The sequence below is a fragment of the Endozoicomonas euniceicola genome (assembly GCF_025562755.1).
GTDB classification, from domain to species: Bacteria; Pseudomonadota; Gammaproteobacteria; order Pseudomonadales; family Endozoicomonadaceae; genus Endozoicomonas_A; species Endozoicomonas_A euniceicola.
On sequence record NZ_CP103300.1, the window covers coordinates 5,975,975 to 5,991,929 of the forward strand.

Sequence of the window (15,955 nt, forward strand, 5' to 3'; positions counted from 1 at the left end):
CGAATTATTTATTATTTTTCACAAAAGGATTTTTACCTTCCTGAATTAATCTGGGGCGCACATCAGATTTGTCTTTAGCCTCTGGCAGTGGATCTGGCTTAACAGCACTTGCTGGAACAGCCCTCCCTTTTATCCATTCGCGAGTATCCAGGATCGTTTCCTGCATAGTCACGGATAATGGTGAGGTAGACTGAATAGCTCGCTCAATATCAGTCCACTGTAATGGCCGGTCATCACTGAAAGCCATGAACATGGCTTCCTTCACAGCCTCTTCAAGCTCAGCACCAGTGAAACCTTTGCTTATAGAAGCCAGCCTATTCAAATTATCATCGGATAGAGCATCACCACGATCCCTTCTACGCAAATGGATACTTAAAATATCCTTACGCTCCTCACAAGTCGGTAAATCAACAAAGAAAATTTCATCAACACGCCCTTTTCGGAGAAGTTCAGGAGGCAACATTTCAATGTGGTTGGCTGTTGCAAGAACAAAAACCGGGCTGGTTTTTTCCTGCATCCACGTCAGGAAAGTACCGAGTACCCGTGAAGTAGTTCCCCCATCCGTACTTCCAGAACTTTGCATTCCGGATAAAGCTTTTTCTATTTCATCCACCCAGAGAATACAGGGGGAAATCGTTTCTGCTACTTGCAGTGCATTTCGGATATTTTCTTCAGATTGGCCAACAATGCCTCCGAACACTTTACCCATGTCAAGCCGTAAGAGGGGTAGTTGCCAACTGCTGGAAACAGCTTTGGCTGTGAGGCTTTTACCAGTACCAGGGAGTCCAAGCATTAAAACTCCTTTGGGGTACTCAAGTCCGCACTTCCTCGCATTTTCAGAAAACGCCTCACTGCGACGGTTAAGCCAGCTCTTTAGGTTTTGAAGACCGCCCACATCTTCAAGAGCAAACTGAGGATGAAAATACTCAAGCAGTCCAGACTTCCTGATAACCTGCTCTTTCTCAGAAACAACAAGATCAACTTCTGCCTCTGTGAGACGCCCTTTGGCTACAGCTACCTTGGCAAATGCAAGCTGAGCTTCTGAAGTAGACAGTCCCAAAGCGGCATCAATAAGTCTCGCACTTTCATCAAAATCCCTATCATCGATGCCATAGTGCTCTTTGGTTGCCTCTATAAGGGTTTTAATCTCCTCCCGGTCTGGCAGGGGCATAGATAACACCTGAGTATCTTTCTGCAATTCAACGGGCAAGCACGAAACAGGCTGAGATAAAATAATTGCCTGGTCAGTCAGTTCCAGACGGCTCTTTTGGAGGGCGTAGCTTCTGAGTTGGGAGATGAGTGACGGGTCTGCCTGTTCAAGCTCTGCATGGATATCTTCAATCAAGAGTATGCTGTTAGATTGCTCTGCATCTGGTGCATCAGAGAAGTCATCAGGTTCGAAAGATTCAGAGAGATACCAATCTAAAAGCTCTGGTAACTGATTGATATTTTCCTTTATAAGTTGCTCGGAAGTCCCTTGAAATTCTCGTATCCCTCGGCATCGGTTCCAGATGTAAAGGGTTCTGTTTGTTTCCTGTGCAGCCTCAAGGCATACTGCATGAATTCTTAATGTATCGTGTCCGATAATTTGAATAATCGGCGCTCCTGCCCTTATGTTCGTTGTGACGCTGTCGCTGAACAACTCCGACATTACTACAGTCCTTATAATTCCACTTGTTACATGCGTGCCATATTTCACCATGGTATAAGCATAAATGCCATAGCACACAGTCAAACGTTACCTGCCTACTCTTGGAAAAAGTACACCGCTTGATTTATGTGTACTCCCATGCCATGGACATAGAAGCTCGGAGCAGCTGCCTGTTCACCAGCTCATCTTCAGCCCAGTAATTATTTTCTATACTCTTGCACTTCCCCGATAAGTCCGGTGGCACTTTGTGCAAAAGGTGAGTGTAGCGCCGCAGGTGCACCTAGGTTTTATGACCACTGCAGAGTGCTACTTCCGGAATCGACATATTTTGTTCAAACAGCCTTGATTTACCTTCATGCCGAAAGGAATGAAACCTGATATCTGGAAACCCAAACTCTTTCGTCCAATAGGAAAAGCGAACAGTGATAGATTTTGCCTTATAGGGAAATATCCGTTCTTCTCCCTCAAACTTTGACTGCCTCTCAATAAGAATTAAAAAAAACAGCAGAATAAGGGCTTAGATAGATATGCCAGCTTGCTTAATGTGATGTGGTATGAATTTCACGAAATGGATTTTGACAGTGATACCAATGGGTTAGAGGATTAGGGTAAGTCTTTGGGTAACTTTTCTACAAACCGCTTCAAAATTAGCAATTAAGACACCGCTTTTCCCTATTGTTGCCTCCAATTGTTATACCTTTGGCGGATCATGATTGCGCATTTCACAAAGCCGCTCCTCACTCATTAACCAGGGCAGATAAGGAGTGAGATCATTAGGTGGCTTCCTGCCATTTATGGCACAAGCCTCAAGATAGGCACCCAGCCAGATTTTTGGATTAATATCCCAAAGCTTTAGCGTCATAAAAACGCTGAATAGAAAAGCGGCTATATCAGCACTCCATACGCTGCCAGAGCCGTAGTAATTCTTCCTGCCAACGACACCTGTGCGCAGTGCTTGCTCTGCAGCGTTGTTATCCATGGGGATACCGGGATCAGTGACAAAGCGGGTCAATCCTTCCCAGTGATTCTGTAGACTTTCGAGCACTTTTTTCGCTCTGACTCGCAGTTTAGGACGATTAAGTTCCTGAACCCTCTGGATTGCCATCTGCTCTACCTGATGTTCAAGCCGTAACTGCTGTGTTGCTAGCTGCTCTGGTTCATCAAGCACTTCAAGTCGCTGACTATTAAGATGATATAAACGACCAATCCTGTTCACCCAGGTGGCGCTCCATTTCTCCAACTCCGGATCACCTCGTTGAGCGTCAATAAAATCCCGCCTGACGTGAGCCCAGCAGAAAGCTAAATTAATAGACACCGCATCATTCGCAAGCTTTTTGTACGCTGAGTATCGGTCACACACCAGCGTTCCAGCCCCGTCACCAATGATCGACTCTGGTACGACAGCCGCACGGGTGTCAGCAATGCTGAAATAAACCGCCTGATCACAGAGAAATACCCAAAGCCAATGTTTGTGAGAACCTGTGGTCTCATGTGCCCAGCTGATCCACCGGGTTTCATCAGCATGCCACTGATCGCTACTGGCGACGAATTCCCGAGTAGCTTCGGCAACCGGCTCAAAAAAGGGCGTTATAGCTTCCAGGCCAAAGGAGATGGTCGCCTGCGACAGTTCCAGTCCCTGAGTCTTATAAGACTCAAGTTGCCTGTTTATGGGGATGCCGTATGCGTACTTATTCAGCAACAGCTCCACCCAGACAGAAATACCAAGCTTTCCTTTGTTGATGAGTCTTGGTGGAGGTGGTGGAGTAGTAATATTGGGCGTTTCAGGGCACTGGCAAGTTTTTTGGTAATGCCTTCGGTGATAACGACGAACGTGAGCCTTAACTTCAACTTCAATTACGTCGCAGCTGTCGTCATTGAAAAAAGACTTGAATGGCCGGTGACAGACTGTACAACACTGTTTGTCCACTGGTAAGTCTACAGACTCATGAACCACTGGCAGGTTGTTGTGAAGATGGCGACCAGAGCCGGGGACTCCGGGCTGGTGACCTCGTTTTCGATTTGAAGGTGGCCGGGTAGTATTGCCACTTTTCTTTGAAGAAGAACTGGTCTTCTCTGATTTACGACCGAAAAGCAAGTGCTTCATGTGTGCCAGTTCTGATTTCAGATCAGCGACCTGGGTGTTCAACCCAGCCATTTCGGCTTTATGCTGAGCGATAAGAGAGGCATTTTTAGCCAATACTTTTTTCTCTCGGCCACAGGCCGCCTTCCACATGGCATGCCAGAGGTTGGCCTGCTGTTTTAGCTGGATGTGTTCCTGCTTGGTGAGGATGACCTGCGAGGTAGCAAAGGGGGCAGGCAGTAATGCAGGTGTTGTGCCTGATCCTGAAACATGAGCATTTTGCATACTCTAAAAGTAGACGACTTTGAGCTTATGTTTAGTGGTTTGTAGAAAAGTTACGAGTCTTTAAAGGGTAACCCACAATCTAATCAGTCATTGGCTCCCCAAGAACAAAGTGAAAATAGTATTTCCAAATCAGTTGCAAACACACTCCGTCAACCTGAAAACGTCAATAGCAGCAAAATCAGGCAACGACTATCAGATTCCAGCCAGTTGCCAGAGCAAAAGACGCTTCAGAATGTGAAGCTTCAACCTTCAGCCAGACAACAGCTTCCAGATGCATTTCAACCATTAACCAAAGCCCATAACCAGTCCAGCCAGGCAGTCAGCGATCAGTTCCAGCATTCGAGTCAGAGTAAATCCGATGTTACCAGTCTATTAAAGCAAAGTGCCTATGGCACAGACCCATCCACATCAGGTCCGGGGCTAAAGCTGACCTATAACGAAGCTTTTGATAAGGCAGCTTCCCACGGCCTCACGAATCATCAGGCTGCTGCATTTGCGTCACTGGTCAAAGACCGTGATCCCAAATATGAGCGAAGTGCTGATCCTGAAGATCGTCGTCATCGTTTGGGTCAATCTATTGCCGAGATCAGCAGAGGCTGGGGTGACCATGGCGCTGCCTTAGGGCAACATGCTTTCAATCATCTGACTCACGCGGCAGATAACCCACAACATACTAATTCCGCACTGACTCTTATTGGAGAAATGAATCGCCTTTATCAACCGGAACTGAAGCGGTATGAACAATCTGTTGAAGAATTATTGAAGGGGCAATCATTATTCCCTATGGAGGGAAACTATCTCGATACAAGCATGCCTCCTAAACATATTGGCAGTAATACAGAAAGTCAGCTTCAGAAACGCCAGACAGAAAATAACCTGAGAGTGTTTGGCAGTCAGGATAAAGGTCTTTTTAAGGAACCGTCGAGCCGATTATCACGGACACAGAGAGAGGTGAGGCAAAGCTTTTTAGATCAGATCAAACCCGACTGAATCATCTCCTCCATAAGGATTACCACTAATATCCAAAGCACCAGCCATTGGTAAACCTGTTGCAGGATTGGTTTCGCTCATTAGTTCCTCAAAATCCTCAAACTCCATACTTTCGTCTGAATTTTCATCAGGAAACTTCTGATTAAACCGCCATAACTGCCAAAAACACACGGCGGAAAACAGCCCCCAGACAACCGGGGATACCGATAGCTCCCAGAAATAGCCTGGTACCAAAAAAATATAAACTAGCTGCTCAACCACCAGACAAACAGCAGCCAGCACCATAAGACCAGCCACAAAACCTTTAATCCGTTTTAACAGAGTCATCGTCTTCACCTCCTCAGTATTTTGTTACTGAGTCTTCACGTCCATTCATCAACATAGCTCAAATTAACCGGGAAACGCCGAATGTTTGCTAACTCGAAGTCTGCTGTACCCATAGAACCTCAATACACAGATTCACTGCTCACCACCCGGGCTTACGACCCGGAAAGCCAGATATTTCTATGCGACGACAGACATCTGTTCTTCGGTTTTCTGAGCCTGCCCCTCAGTGGTCTGGACAGTGGCTTGGATGACCGGCTTAACGGTTTACTGAACCAGGACTGGCCTGACGATACGCTGTTGCAGTGCGGTCTTATCTCCAGCCCCGATATCATGAATACCCTTCATCAATTGAAGCTATCTGAAGACAGTGCCGAGCCTCGCTTTAAGGCCATGCTCAAACAGAATTTCCAGCAATTACAAGCCGGTATTCATGAGCCAGTGACCAATGAACAAATGCTGAGGCATGGTATTTTGTGGTTCACGATTAAGGTTCCCACCAGAGAGTTGTCGCCCAGCGAAGATGAACTGCTGCAAATAAAACGACTCAAGTCATCATTCCAGGGAGGGATTGAAACCGCTGGATTGCTATCCACCCCTATGAGTCAGCATGACTGGCTCAGGCTGAATATGATTCTTGTCAATCATTATGAACATGGGGACTGGGCGATGGACGGTGTTTATGCGGATTCAGAACGACCGCTGAATCAACAAGTGTTTGATCCGGATACCCCCCCTGCATGTTTCCCCCGACCAGCTGGAACTGGGTACCGAGCAAAAATACCGGGTCATAAAAGTACTGGTTGCCAAAAAACTACCCGCTTATGTGCCGCTGGGTCAGGCGTTTAACTACTTAGGGGCGCAGCATTCAATAACTTACCGGGCTTTTGGCTGTTGGCTGTTGGCTATTAGCTGCTCATACAGCCAAAAGCCAAAAGCCAACAGCGGTATATTATGTTCTGCTGCTTCCCTTAGGGGATAGTCAGAGCGGCCATCGGGGCATCAAGTGTTATGCCCAACTTCATGTACTGCTGCACTTTCCTTCAATCAACCAGCTTCAGTCCTCACTGAGTAACCGAAAGAGAATAGCCATACAGCAAGCCTCCAGCCCCATTACCCGCTTTGAGCCCAGGCTTATGGAGCGCAAGAAAGATTTTGATGTTTTGTTTGAAGCCCTGAATAAAGGGGATGCACCACTAAAGCTGACGTTTTCTCTGACGCTGTATTGCAATTCAGCCAGGGAAGCCTGCCGTCTGTCGTCCAATGCCTGCAGTTACTTCCGCGAACTGGGATTTATGCTCTATGAAGATGTCTATTTCATGTTACCCATGTTTCTCAACACCCTCCCCGGCAATGCCCAAAAAAGTACCCAAACCATTGCCATGCATGAGAAGACCCTGGCGACCCGTCATGCCGTTCCACTCCTCCCCTTGTTTGATGACTGGCCAGGGCATCAGGAAGTCTTGCTGAACCTTGTTTCACGGCGTGGGCAGTTGATGAACCTGTCTTTGTTTGAGTCAAACAGCAACTACAACGCCATTATCGCTGCCACTTCCGGAGCCGGTAAAACGGTTTTGGTGAACGAGATGATCAGCAATATTCTGATTCGTGGCGGTCAATGCTGGGCACTGGATATTGGCGAAGGCTACAAAAAGCTCTGCCATCATTTTGATGGTCTGTTTCTGGATTTTGATCAGGGCAGCAATATCGGCATGAACCCTTTCGCTCTGGTGCATGATTACGAAGAAGAAGGGGATATTCTGCTGGCACTAATCATTGCCATGGTATCGCCCAGAGAACCACTGACGCCTTATCAGGAAGCGGGACTGAGAGAACAGATTCGTGAGTTATGGGAGCATGAGGGTACGGGAAGCAGTATTGATCTATTGCAGGAACGGTTAAAGCATCATACGGACGAGCGTATGACCGATCTGGCAGTGCAGCTCAGTGCCTTCACAACACAAGGTGAATACGGTCGTTTTTTCTGTGGTGACAATACACTGGATATTAACCAGTCATTTACGGTTCTGGAACTGCGCCATCTGGATAACCGGAAACATCTGCAACGAGTGGTAATTCTGGAACTGATCTACCTGATCCAGCAAATCATGTATTTCGGTGATGTCAGCCGCCGTAAACTGGTGGTGATCGATGAGGCCTGGAACCTGATGCGGGACACTCAGGGAGCCGCCCTGTTTATTGAACACGGCTTCCGTCGCTTTCGCCGGTTTAACGGTGCCAATCTGATGGCCGCCCAGCGCATTGAAGACTTCTATGAAACCCCGGCTGGCCGTGCAGCATTAGACAACAGCGCAACCCAGTTTCTGCTGAAGCAGCAACTCGCCACCATCAACGAGTTAGAAAAGCAACAACGCCTACCCTTATCCCCAGAAGGCTATAAGCTGCTGAAAACCGTACACACCGTGGAAGGCAAATACTCTGAAGCATTGGTACTCACAGAACAAGGCTCCGGTATTGGTCGCCTGATCCTGAATCCATTTAAAAAACTGCTCTACTCCAGCCATCCGGAAGATGAAGGGGCAATCAGGGCTTACCGCTCTCAAGGCATCACATTGAGTGATGCCATTCTGCAGGTTTTGAAAGATAGAGGAATAAAATGACCGGGGGAAATTGGTTTTGGTTTCAAGTGCGGCTTCAGTCGCTACTTTTTATGGCAGCCCTGCTTAGCTCAATCGTCTACGCAGAACCGGGTGCACCACAGGTTCCAGAGCACAATCATTTTGTCATAGTTGCAAGGCCATTAACCATAGCTGAACGATTACAGATCATGGCTCAAATGCCTTTAATCCACTGCTGCGTTTTTGGAGCAACTTACTCCTTTATCGTTTTCTGGCCTTTCAATTGGCCCAATGGGCTTGAGCAAATCAAAAACTACTGGCTATCGATGTATAACAACTCGGTAGAATATCCCCCTGATGATTCTCACGAAAATGAGTAGTGACTTCTGTTACAAAAAACTAATGCACAAACTCATTGCGATAATCTGCATTATGATCATTTTCTCTATAGCGATGGCAAACGAGCTACAAATTAAATTATTTGTTTCTGCAAGTATGGATAAATCGCTATTGACTGCGCTATTAAAAAAGTCTGCGGTTCGCACATTCATTGTCCGGGGGATTGGGGGTCAACATCAGAATTTAGGCATTGCTATTCAAAAATGGCAACAGATTTTGATGACCAATAGAACAACGACCACCGTTGAAATCAATCCTGTAGCTTTCCGGGAATACCAGATTGACCGGGTTCCCGCCATAACATTGCAAGTTGATGGAAAGACAGAGCTGACAGCTTTTGGAGTGACCTCCGTAGATTGGCTGATGCGTCAATATCAATCAGGCAGGCGTGGCCATCTCGGTATTTATGGTACGACTTATCCAATCAGCGAACCGGACTTGCTGGAGGTGTTGCTTCAGCGCTTAAGCCAACAGGACTGGCAGGCAATAAAGGCAAAAACATCCCAGCGACTACAGAGCAAAGTCTTATCTTTCGGAGCAAAGCTGCCGACCAGTCGACAGGCATCCAGCAAAGTTCTGAAAATTTCCGGTCACTGGCGCACTCCCATCATTGCCCTGGATATCAACGATCGCCAGCAACAGAAGGCTGTAATTCAATGGTTGCAGCAATACCCCGACGCATTGGTGCTGGTTTCAAATGGTTCGTTGCAACAATTTCAAACACTGTCTGTTATCTGGCATCAGCATCCGATTTACATCATGCCTCCGGAGTTGGTTCATCGCTTTCAACTGACTGCTCTACCCACATTACTGACACCGGAAAGCCAGAATCACTGGCGAGTGACTACCGCAGAAGTATCACAGTTTTCAGCAATCGATGTGATGTCATGGGCAAGAGCTTTGATTTCCGGGTCAGCACAATCAGCCTATGCCGTTGAAGCCACCGACAACCCATCAAAAGCTTTGTGCCAGAACGTACCAATCCTTTCAGAAAAACTGATCACCTCAGTCCCTTGGAAAGAACTGTTTCCCATCCGAATCGGGCTGGCAAAGCTGGGCTCTGGAAAGGAGCCGAATCACAGAGCCAAAAGCAGCACAGGACTCTGTATGTGTGAAGACAGTGCAGGTATGTTTCATCCCGGAGTGACTACCGGGTTCTGGCGACCTCAGCGATTAATTGAACTGACCCGCAGTCCGGGCTGTTTGATGGCTCTGGGTGGTCACAAATTGCCTATTGTTGACCAGCGTCGCTGGGGAACGTTGGGCTCAGCCAACATTCCCAAAGGGCTGACTTATATGCACGCCCACGTTTACAGCCTGCCCTTGATAGAGATGCTGAACATGTTTACTGGCATTGGTGGCTGCACCAGTGATCTGGTGGATTTTGACCTGATGAACCTGTCCGAAGTCGATCCATCGTGGAATCATCCTGAACTGGCTGCCCTGCTCTCTCCGGATCTGGCGGCTTATGCCAACCCTGCGGCGATGAATGCCTGTACTGCTGACGGTCTGGCTGCTTTGAATTCACAACCAATGGACAGCTTGCACTGGTGCGCTGGTAGTTGGGGTAATATCTATCCTCTGTCAGGTTTCACCAGTACCTACGGACACTTTGCTGATAACACCAGCCTGCTGGCAACAAGAGCTTTAGCCAAGATTCACCGCATCGGTCTTGCCCGAAAAACCGTAGGCGAGGATGCACAGTGCCACAGTCGTATTACCCCTTGGCTACCCAAAAGTCAGTACAAGATGAGCATGTTCTGGCCGGAATCGGAAAAACAGAAAGCCCACTGGATCGGGGCTTCAGCTGCCACATGGGGAATGCATAGGCATCCGTTGGGTAAAGACGATGCCATGTACTTGATCTGGCAGTACCGGGATTGTTGTCAAACGGCAGTGAGCCAGTGAAATACTTCCAGCTCAACAGTCTGTGTTGCCTGCTTCTCTTTGGCATAAGCACTGCCTTTGCAGAAGAAGCCACCAAAACCTTTGGGCAGCACACCCGTTCCCAGTGGCTAAACGACATCAATCATAAGACTGAAGCCGTTACCCGCAATCCGGAACCGATTATTGGTTCTGACCCCACTCTCATAATGGAAAAGTCTGAAGATCATCAACATCGACAACAGCTGGAACGCTTTTATCACCATGAAGATTTTGATGGTTTACAAACCTTTGGCGAACACCGAGCAACCCAATTGGAAACCGAACAGTCACCGGAAGGCGAAGCCTGGCGCCTGCTGAATCAATCGCCTGATCGCTATTACCCCGACGCCAATGAACACCGGATTCTCGGAGCTGTGGAACTGGGCGTAAATGCACTGCAACATCCCAACACATGGTCAAAACAAAAACACTGGCCTACCAATGCTCAGGGCAATCCGGTTTATGACTCTAATGCAGAGATGAGTACCACCATTGCCCGCCTGCGCCAGCACTTTAAAGGCTGTGACTACCAGAAAACGCTGGTGCTGAAACAGGATCGGCAGGTTCATAGCCCCGATATCAGGGAATGCACACGGGCATTGGTTACGGACGACAGCGTAACGCTTAACCGTAAAATCAGAATCAGCCCATTCCTTGAATACGTCTCCGGTTCAGGATTGGCAGGAATGAACAGTTGTGAAGGCCGTTCTGTCAATGAAGGCTGCATTCAGATTCGATTAGGTAAAGACCGGGGCGCAGATAACTACTATCGCTGCGGCTGCTGTATCAAAGAAGAAACCTTCACTGTCACATTGCCAAGACCGGAAGCCCTTACCCGTGCCGTTATCCAGGAAGCCCGCTGGGATGACCGGATGCAAATCTGGATTAACGATCACAAGCTATGGCAGAGCAATGGCGACTTTCCACCGGAGAGCGGCGGAGGTTGTGAGCTGGATGAGAACTTTCACCTGAACAGCCCGGTGGCTCTGGACAGCTCTCTATTCAAAAGCCCGGATCATCAACTCACTGTCAAAATACGCACCTCTGTGGGAGACAGAGGTGAAGGCTACGCCCTGTTAAAACTGTACTTTGATACGAACCAACTGGTGGATGAAGACCGCTGGACACCGTCTTCCGAACTGGAGCGACTGCACGCCATGAAACAGTGGCAGCAGGACGGTTTATGCAGTCTGCAATTCCACTGTCTTGAACAGATGACAGAGGCCGAATACTCGCTTCACGGCAAAGTGATTCCGTTGCATCCGACCTTGTCACGACAACTGCCTTCTGACTGCAAAACAGCAAGAGCAGAAGCTGACTGTTTTTATTACAAAACCACAGCCACACAACAGCCTCCCGATAGCTGCGCCCAGTTCGCCAATAATCCTGACTGTGAATTTCTCGGCAGCCGATGTCTGGGAGACTCTCCATCACAAGAATATGGCACCTGCTACACCTCGGAAGACCGCTACGACTGCGGCTACACCGGTTCACTAAATCGCATTGGCATCGAAGAAAGCATTCACTGTGAAGGCCAACCCATGAAGTGCATGTTAGGAGAGTGCCAGGCGGATATTACCGACGCTGATAATACGGATTTTGCCAGTGCGGTCAGTGGGCTTCACGCCGCAAAACATATGGCGCACGACATGGAGTGCGACCCTTATGGTGGCGGCTGCCAGATATTCAGCGGTAAAGCCTGCACCTGTAAAAAAGGTATTTTCAATATGGTGGACTGCTGCAACCTGCCCACCAATGTCAATTTCGCCAGTTATATGAATTTGTTACTGATGGGTTATCTGTTCGATAAGTCTGCAATCCATCTTCAATCAAACTACCCCAACCAGTTAACCGGCCAGTACCAGAAAATGCGGGAATCTTTGATGCAGGGCATCAACAAACTCAGCCAACCCGCAAAAAATTTATGGTCAGACGTGGGAAAGAGTTGGGACAAGCTCTCCGAAAAACTATGGCCAACACCGGCTGAAGTCCACACGCAAACCGCTACAGCCCAACCTATTGCCGGAGAGCTGTCGCAAGAAGCGCAGTCATCTCTGTTGGGCAATATGCAGCAACAACTCATGCGAAAAATGGCCGAAGTCGTCCAAAAAATACTGGGAGAAGACGCTACCAACCTGTTGTTCCGAACCGTGGGTGACAATTTGGCTTCACAAAGCGGGCAACTAAGTCAGCAAGCATTGATGCTGAATCCAGCCATCACCTCGGCGATCAGTGCCGTTACCATGCTCTACACCGCCTACACCATGACCAAACTCATCATCCAGATCACCAACAAATGTGAAGACGAAGAGTTTGAGCTGGCAGCAAAGCGGGAAATGAAAACCTGCCATAAGGTCGGTAGTTACAAAAAATCCAAATTACTGGGGATAAGCAGCATGGAGTACAACAGTTACTGCTGCTTCAACTCACCACTGTCACGCATTCTGCAGGTAAAAATCAGACAACAGTTAAACATGGGCTGGGGTTCCGCCAAACATCCGGATTGTTCTGGTATCACTCCCGAGGTTTTACAAATAGTAGACTGGAACCGAATCGACCTGAGCGAATGGCTGGCACTGCTGAAGCTGCAAAACAAGTTGCCGGAATTGAATGCCGATACACTGAAGCAGCTCAACTTGGAAACGCTGACAGGCAAAGGTTCCCGACTGGATTTTGATGAACAAAGGCAAGATAGCCGTCAGCGACTGGAAGACCGTTATCAGGGTATAACACCCAGTCAAACCACCAACTACCAAAGCAATAAAGCGGATTCGTTACGCCGCAGCAAGAGTTACCCCTGATCAGGAAACAAGCCCACAATATGTTTAACCGGAAGCATCAGTGTCATGGGGTTAAATGGAGATTCCTTAAACCCGTACTGAAGGTAGAATTGCCGGGCTTCTTCGGAAACAGCATGAACCAACATGGCTTTGACACCGATGTGCTGGGATACAACCAGTGTTCGCATCATGGCATCTTTCAACAAACCCGAGCCAATACGCATTCCCTGATGCTCTTGATCAATGGCCAGTCGCCCCAGCACCGTCACTGGAATCGGGTCTGGCATATTCCGGGCAAGGGATTTTGGTGTTTGCATTCGTTCAATACTGCCGCTGGACAGTGCGTAGTAACCAACAACCCTATCGCCTTTGCACACAACAAAGGTACGGCTGGCATTGGCAGATTGATTTTTCAGAGCTGTTTTTTTCAACCATTCCGTCAGTACATCATGGCCACAATCAAAATCGTCTGTATTGTGATCTTTTGTCAGTAATTCCGGTGCCCTGATTACTCCCACGGTGCAGCCTCTGCCAATAGTTTACTGAGTTTACTCTGTTCAGGAACAGGTGCTTCGAGAGCCTCTTCAAAGGCTTTGGTCTGAGCCTCATCCAGAGTAAATACTCGTTGATCAAGCAATACATTCATCGCTTCCCGACAGGCAACATCAAGAATAAAAGCGGTTCTATCCTTATTCAGCACAGCCGCTGCCATGGTCAGCAAAGCTTGCTGTACGGGTTCAACCCGCATATTGATGGGAACTGTTTTAGCCATATAACACCTCTGTATATCTGTTGGACTTACAATCAAGTATAGCCATTAGATATACAATATTCCAAGGAGTTTTGTTCCATGGAAATCCCCCGCACCATCAACGACCCCATCCAGTTCCTGTTCTGGTCTCTGGACGAGGTGTACCCTGTGGCTGTCGGCCTGATCTGGGGCATCTGGTTTGACCATCTGTTCTTTGGCATTTTGCTGGGCATTATGGCGATACGCCTGTACCGGCGATTTCGGGATCGGCATCCCGACGGGCATCTGAGCCACCGAATGTACTGGCTGGGGTTCTGCTTCTCCCGATCCAAAACACTGCCTAACCCCTATATCCGAACTTTCTACCCCTGTCGCAAATGACCATCACCGACTACCTGCAACGCTTTAAAGAGTGGCGACAACGGCTGTGTATGGATCGGTTGATCCTGCTGGTTCTGGTCGTTACCAACGCCCTGCTGATTGCTCACTGTCTGAGTCGTAAACCAACGGTGGAGCTACTACTGCCGTTTATGGAAACTCAGGCTGGCATTCATTCCGGCGAGGCTTCTGTCGCTTACCACGAATGGTGGGGGCTGTCGCTGGCCGAACTGTTGGGCAATCTGAACCAACAGAACCTGTCGTTTGTAGAATCCCGACTGCAAAGCCTGTTTGCTCCAAACCTTTACCAGCAAGTTCAGGAGACACTTAACAGACAGTTTCGTCAGCTCCGGGAAGATAAAGTCAGCATGAGCTTTGAGCCGTTACATATTGAATTTATTGAAGAATCGAAGGCCGTAAAAATCACGGGCAATGCAGTAATGAGCTCTGGTAATCAACGGTTGAAGGGACAAAAAACCTTCACGTTCCGATTCGACATTATCCGCTATCGCCCTGTGCTGGCTGCCATTCAGATTGATTCCAACCTGAAGTAACACTCCGGGAGTACCTCACCATGAACAGAGCATTGGCTTCTGTCGTCTATGTTTTTTGCTTTTTATTTGGATCACCATTAATCGCCGCCGGAGTACCACCGGTAAAATTGCAGGTGTCACCCGGACAACAACAGATGGTCACCCTGAGTCGGACAATGGTTCTCTCTTGACAAAAACAGGGACTCAAACCAAAATTTCCTTATATTCATCGTCCCTTGTCCTAGGACGTAGGACAAAGAGAGCATCATGAAAGGTCAGGATATCGGTTTATTATTAAAACTCTACTGTCTAAGCCTTGGAGAAAATCAGTCGGTCATCCCTATTCCAACAGGTCAATGGCAAGACTGGAGCCTGGATAGTGGAAAAAATGCTGAGGCATTTTCTCCTGGTGCAGCTGATTCTTACGGGGTTCGCACGCTGGCTCAAATGACCGGTATCAGTAAATCTCAGGTTAATCTGGCATTAAATCGATGCTATAGCGTGGGGCTGGCAAAAAAAGACCGTCGATCAGGTACTCCTTCGGTGAATCGAAAGTCCCTGTTTGAGTTTATTGTTTATGGTTTAAAATTTGTTTTCCCTGCCTCACCGGGTGCAGTAACACGAGGAATTACTACTTCGCTGATTGCTCCTGTTTTTGATAATGAACTCATGAGTGCCGGAGAGCTGGTTCCTGTCTGGCCTGATGCCCGTGGGCTCAGCAAAGGTCAGGGGATTGAGCCGCTGTTTAAATCCGCTACCTACGCTATCCGTAAAGACCCTGCTCTTTACGTGTTACTGGCTCTGGTGGATGCTATTCGTATGGGGCAACCCAGAGAGCGAAACCTGGCCATCCACAGGCTGGAAAACTATTTGGGTCTGGCAAAATGAGCCAAGCCAATCAACACCAACAGATGCTTATTCGTGTCGCCACCGCACTGGGGGCTGACCTCTTGCAGCAAATGGCTTTTGGTTTTCAGGGAATGACTGTTCAAAGCCTGAACGACATATCCTGACTCGTAGTCTGAATGCCCGACGCTTTCACACACCTGATACCCAACAACTCTCTTTCAGCGATGCCACTTGCTGGCTGCTCTGTACCGATGGCTATTGGGCAGAACACCTGCTAACAAAGAAGAACTGGTTTGAGCTCGAAGATGATGCAAGCTGTCTTGAGCTTTCGAATCAGATACTCAATTCTACACAGAACAGCGAGTGTCAGAATTTACTGACTGTGTGAAAGCTTCAGGCTAACTTCGTGGAGCCTCAGTCGAGTATTCAC

General features: G+C 48.1%; 16 protein-coding genes. 11 read left to right on the forward strand and 5 right to left on the reverse strand.

What is annotated here, in order from left to right; translation table 11 throughout:
• Positions 1–4: 4 nt before the first annotated feature.
• Together NX720_RS24300 and tnpC are read right to left on the reverse strand one after the other, a co-directional pair.
• The gene (locus NX720_RS24300; RefSeq protein WP_262598135.1) at positions 5–1,651 is read right to left on the reverse strand and encodes an AAA family ATPase; all 1,647 of its coding nucleotides are present in this window, start codon (positions 1,649–1,651) and stop codon (positions 5–7) included.
• Between the two features lie 691 nt (positions 1,652–2,342).
• Positions 2,343–4,016, reverse strand: coding sequence for an IS66 family transposase (gene tnpC / locus NX720_RS24305; protein ID WP_262595730.1), 1,674 nt, complete (start codon positions 4,014–4,016; stop codon positions 2,343–2,345).
• 90 nt (positions 4,017–4,106) lie between these two features.
• Here tnpC and NX720_RS24310 point away from each other — a divergent pair, with 90 nt between their 5' ends.
• Complete coding sequence (locus NX720_RS24310) at positions 4,107–5,006, forward strand: hypothetical protein (protein ID WP_262598137.1); 900 nt, start codon at positions 4,107–4,109, stop codon at positions 5,004–5,006.
• Here the strand turns inward: NX720_RS24310 and NX720_RS24315 are convergent.
• Positions 4,983–5,333, reverse strand: coding sequence for a hypothetical protein (locus tag NX720_RS24315; RefSeq protein WP_262598139.1), 351 nt, complete (start codon positions 5,331–5,333; stop codon positions 4,983–4,985). The genes NX720_RS24310 and NX720_RS24315 overlap by 24 nt on opposite strands.
• Positions 5,334–5,414: 81 nt before the next feature.
• On the opposite strand from NX720_RS24315, the gene NX720_RS24320 reads away from it, so the two are divergent.
• Genes NX720_RS24320 through traN form a run of 5 tightly spaced genes read left to right on the forward strand, consistent with a single transcriptional unit; the run spans position 5,415 to position 13,035 of the window.
• The gene (locus tag NX720_RS24320) at positions 5,415–6,179 is read left to right on the forward strand and encodes a conjugal transfer protein TraC (protein ID WP_262598140.1); all 765 of its coding nucleotides are present in this window, start codon (positions 5,415–5,417) and stop codon (positions 6,177–6,179) included.
• A 38-nt stretch (positions 6,180–6,217) separates the two neighbouring features.
• Entirely contained in the window at positions 6,218–7,951 is a 1,734-nt protein-coding gene (locus tag NX720_RS24325; protein ID WP_262598141.1) for a TraG/VirB4 family ATPase, read from the forward strand.
• Positions 7,948–8,289, forward strand: coding sequence for a hypothetical protein (locus tag NX720_RS24330; protein ID WP_262598142.1), 342 nt, complete (start codon positions 7,948–7,950; stop codon positions 8,287–8,289). Before NX720_RS24325 ends, NX720_RS24330 begins: the two co-directional genes overlap by 4 nt.
• Positions 8,290–8,311: 22 nt before the next feature.
• Positions 8,312–10,216, forward strand: coding sequence for a TrbC family F-type conjugative pilus assembly protein (locus tag NX720_RS24335; RefSeq protein WP_262598144.1), 1,905 nt, complete (start codon positions 8,312–8,314; stop codon positions 10,214–10,216).
• Positions 10,189–13,035, forward strand: a complete 2,847-nt coding sequence (gene traN, locus NX720_RS24340) for a conjugal transfer protein TraN (protein ID WP_262598145.1) — start codon at positions 10,189–10,191, stop codon at positions 13,033–13,035. The genes NX720_RS24335 and traN overlap by 28 nt, the downstream gene beginning before the upstream one ends.
• Here the strand turns inward: traN and NX720_RS24345 are convergent.
• Positions 13,026–13,532 (reverse strand): GNAT family N-acetyltransferase, encoded by a 507-nt coding sequence (locus tag NX720_RS24345; protein ID WP_262598148.1) that lies wholly within the window; start codon positions 13,530–13,532, stop codon positions 13,026–13,028. The two genes, traN and NX720_RS24345, sit on opposite strands and share 10 nt — an antisense overlap.
• Positions 13,523–13,786, reverse strand: coding sequence for a type II toxin-antitoxin system TacA family antitoxin (locus NX720_RS24350; protein ID WP_262598150.1), 264 nt, complete (start codon positions 13,784–13,786; stop codon positions 13,523–13,525). Before NX720_RS24350 ends, NX720_RS24345 begins: the two co-directional genes overlap by 10 nt.
• A gap of 78 nt (positions 13,787–13,864) precedes the next feature.
• Between NX720_RS24350 and traL the strand changes: the two genes are divergently transcribed.
• The 5 genes from traL (at position 13,865) to NX720_RS24375 (ending at position 15,689) form a co-directional block, all read left to right on the forward strand.
• Entirely contained in the window at positions 13,865–14,146 is a 282-nt protein-coding gene (traL, locus tag NX720_RS24355) for a type IV conjugative transfer system protein TraL (protein ID WP_262598152.1), read from the forward strand.
• Complete coding sequence (locus NX720_RS24360; RefSeq protein WP_262598155.1) at positions 14,143–14,697, forward strand: type IV conjugative transfer system protein TraE; 555 nt, start codon at positions 14,143–14,145, stop codon at positions 14,695–14,697. The genes traL and NX720_RS24360 overlap by 4 nt, the downstream gene beginning before the upstream one ends.
• Positions 14,698–14,717: 20 nt before the next feature.
• The gene (locus NX720_RS24365) at positions 14,718–14,867 is read left to right on the forward strand and encodes a hypothetical protein (RefSeq protein WP_262598156.1); all 150 of its coding nucleotides are present in this window, start codon (positions 14,718–14,720) and stop codon (positions 14,865–14,867) included.
• A gap of 76 nt (positions 14,868–14,943) precedes the next feature.
• Positions 14,944–15,564 carry a hypothetical protein gene (locus tag NX720_RS24370; protein WP_262598158.1) on the forward strand — a complete coding sequence of 207 codons (621 nt, stop codon included), beginning with the start codon at positions 14,944–14,946 and terminating at the stop codon, positions 15,562–15,564.
• Positions 15,561–15,689, forward strand: coding sequence for a hypothetical protein (locus NX720_RS24375; protein ID WP_262598159.1), 129 nt, complete (start codon positions 15,561–15,563; stop codon positions 15,687–15,689). The genes NX720_RS24370 and NX720_RS24375 overlap by 4 nt, the downstream gene beginning before the upstream one ends.
• Positions 15,690–15,955: the final 266 nt, after the last annotated feature.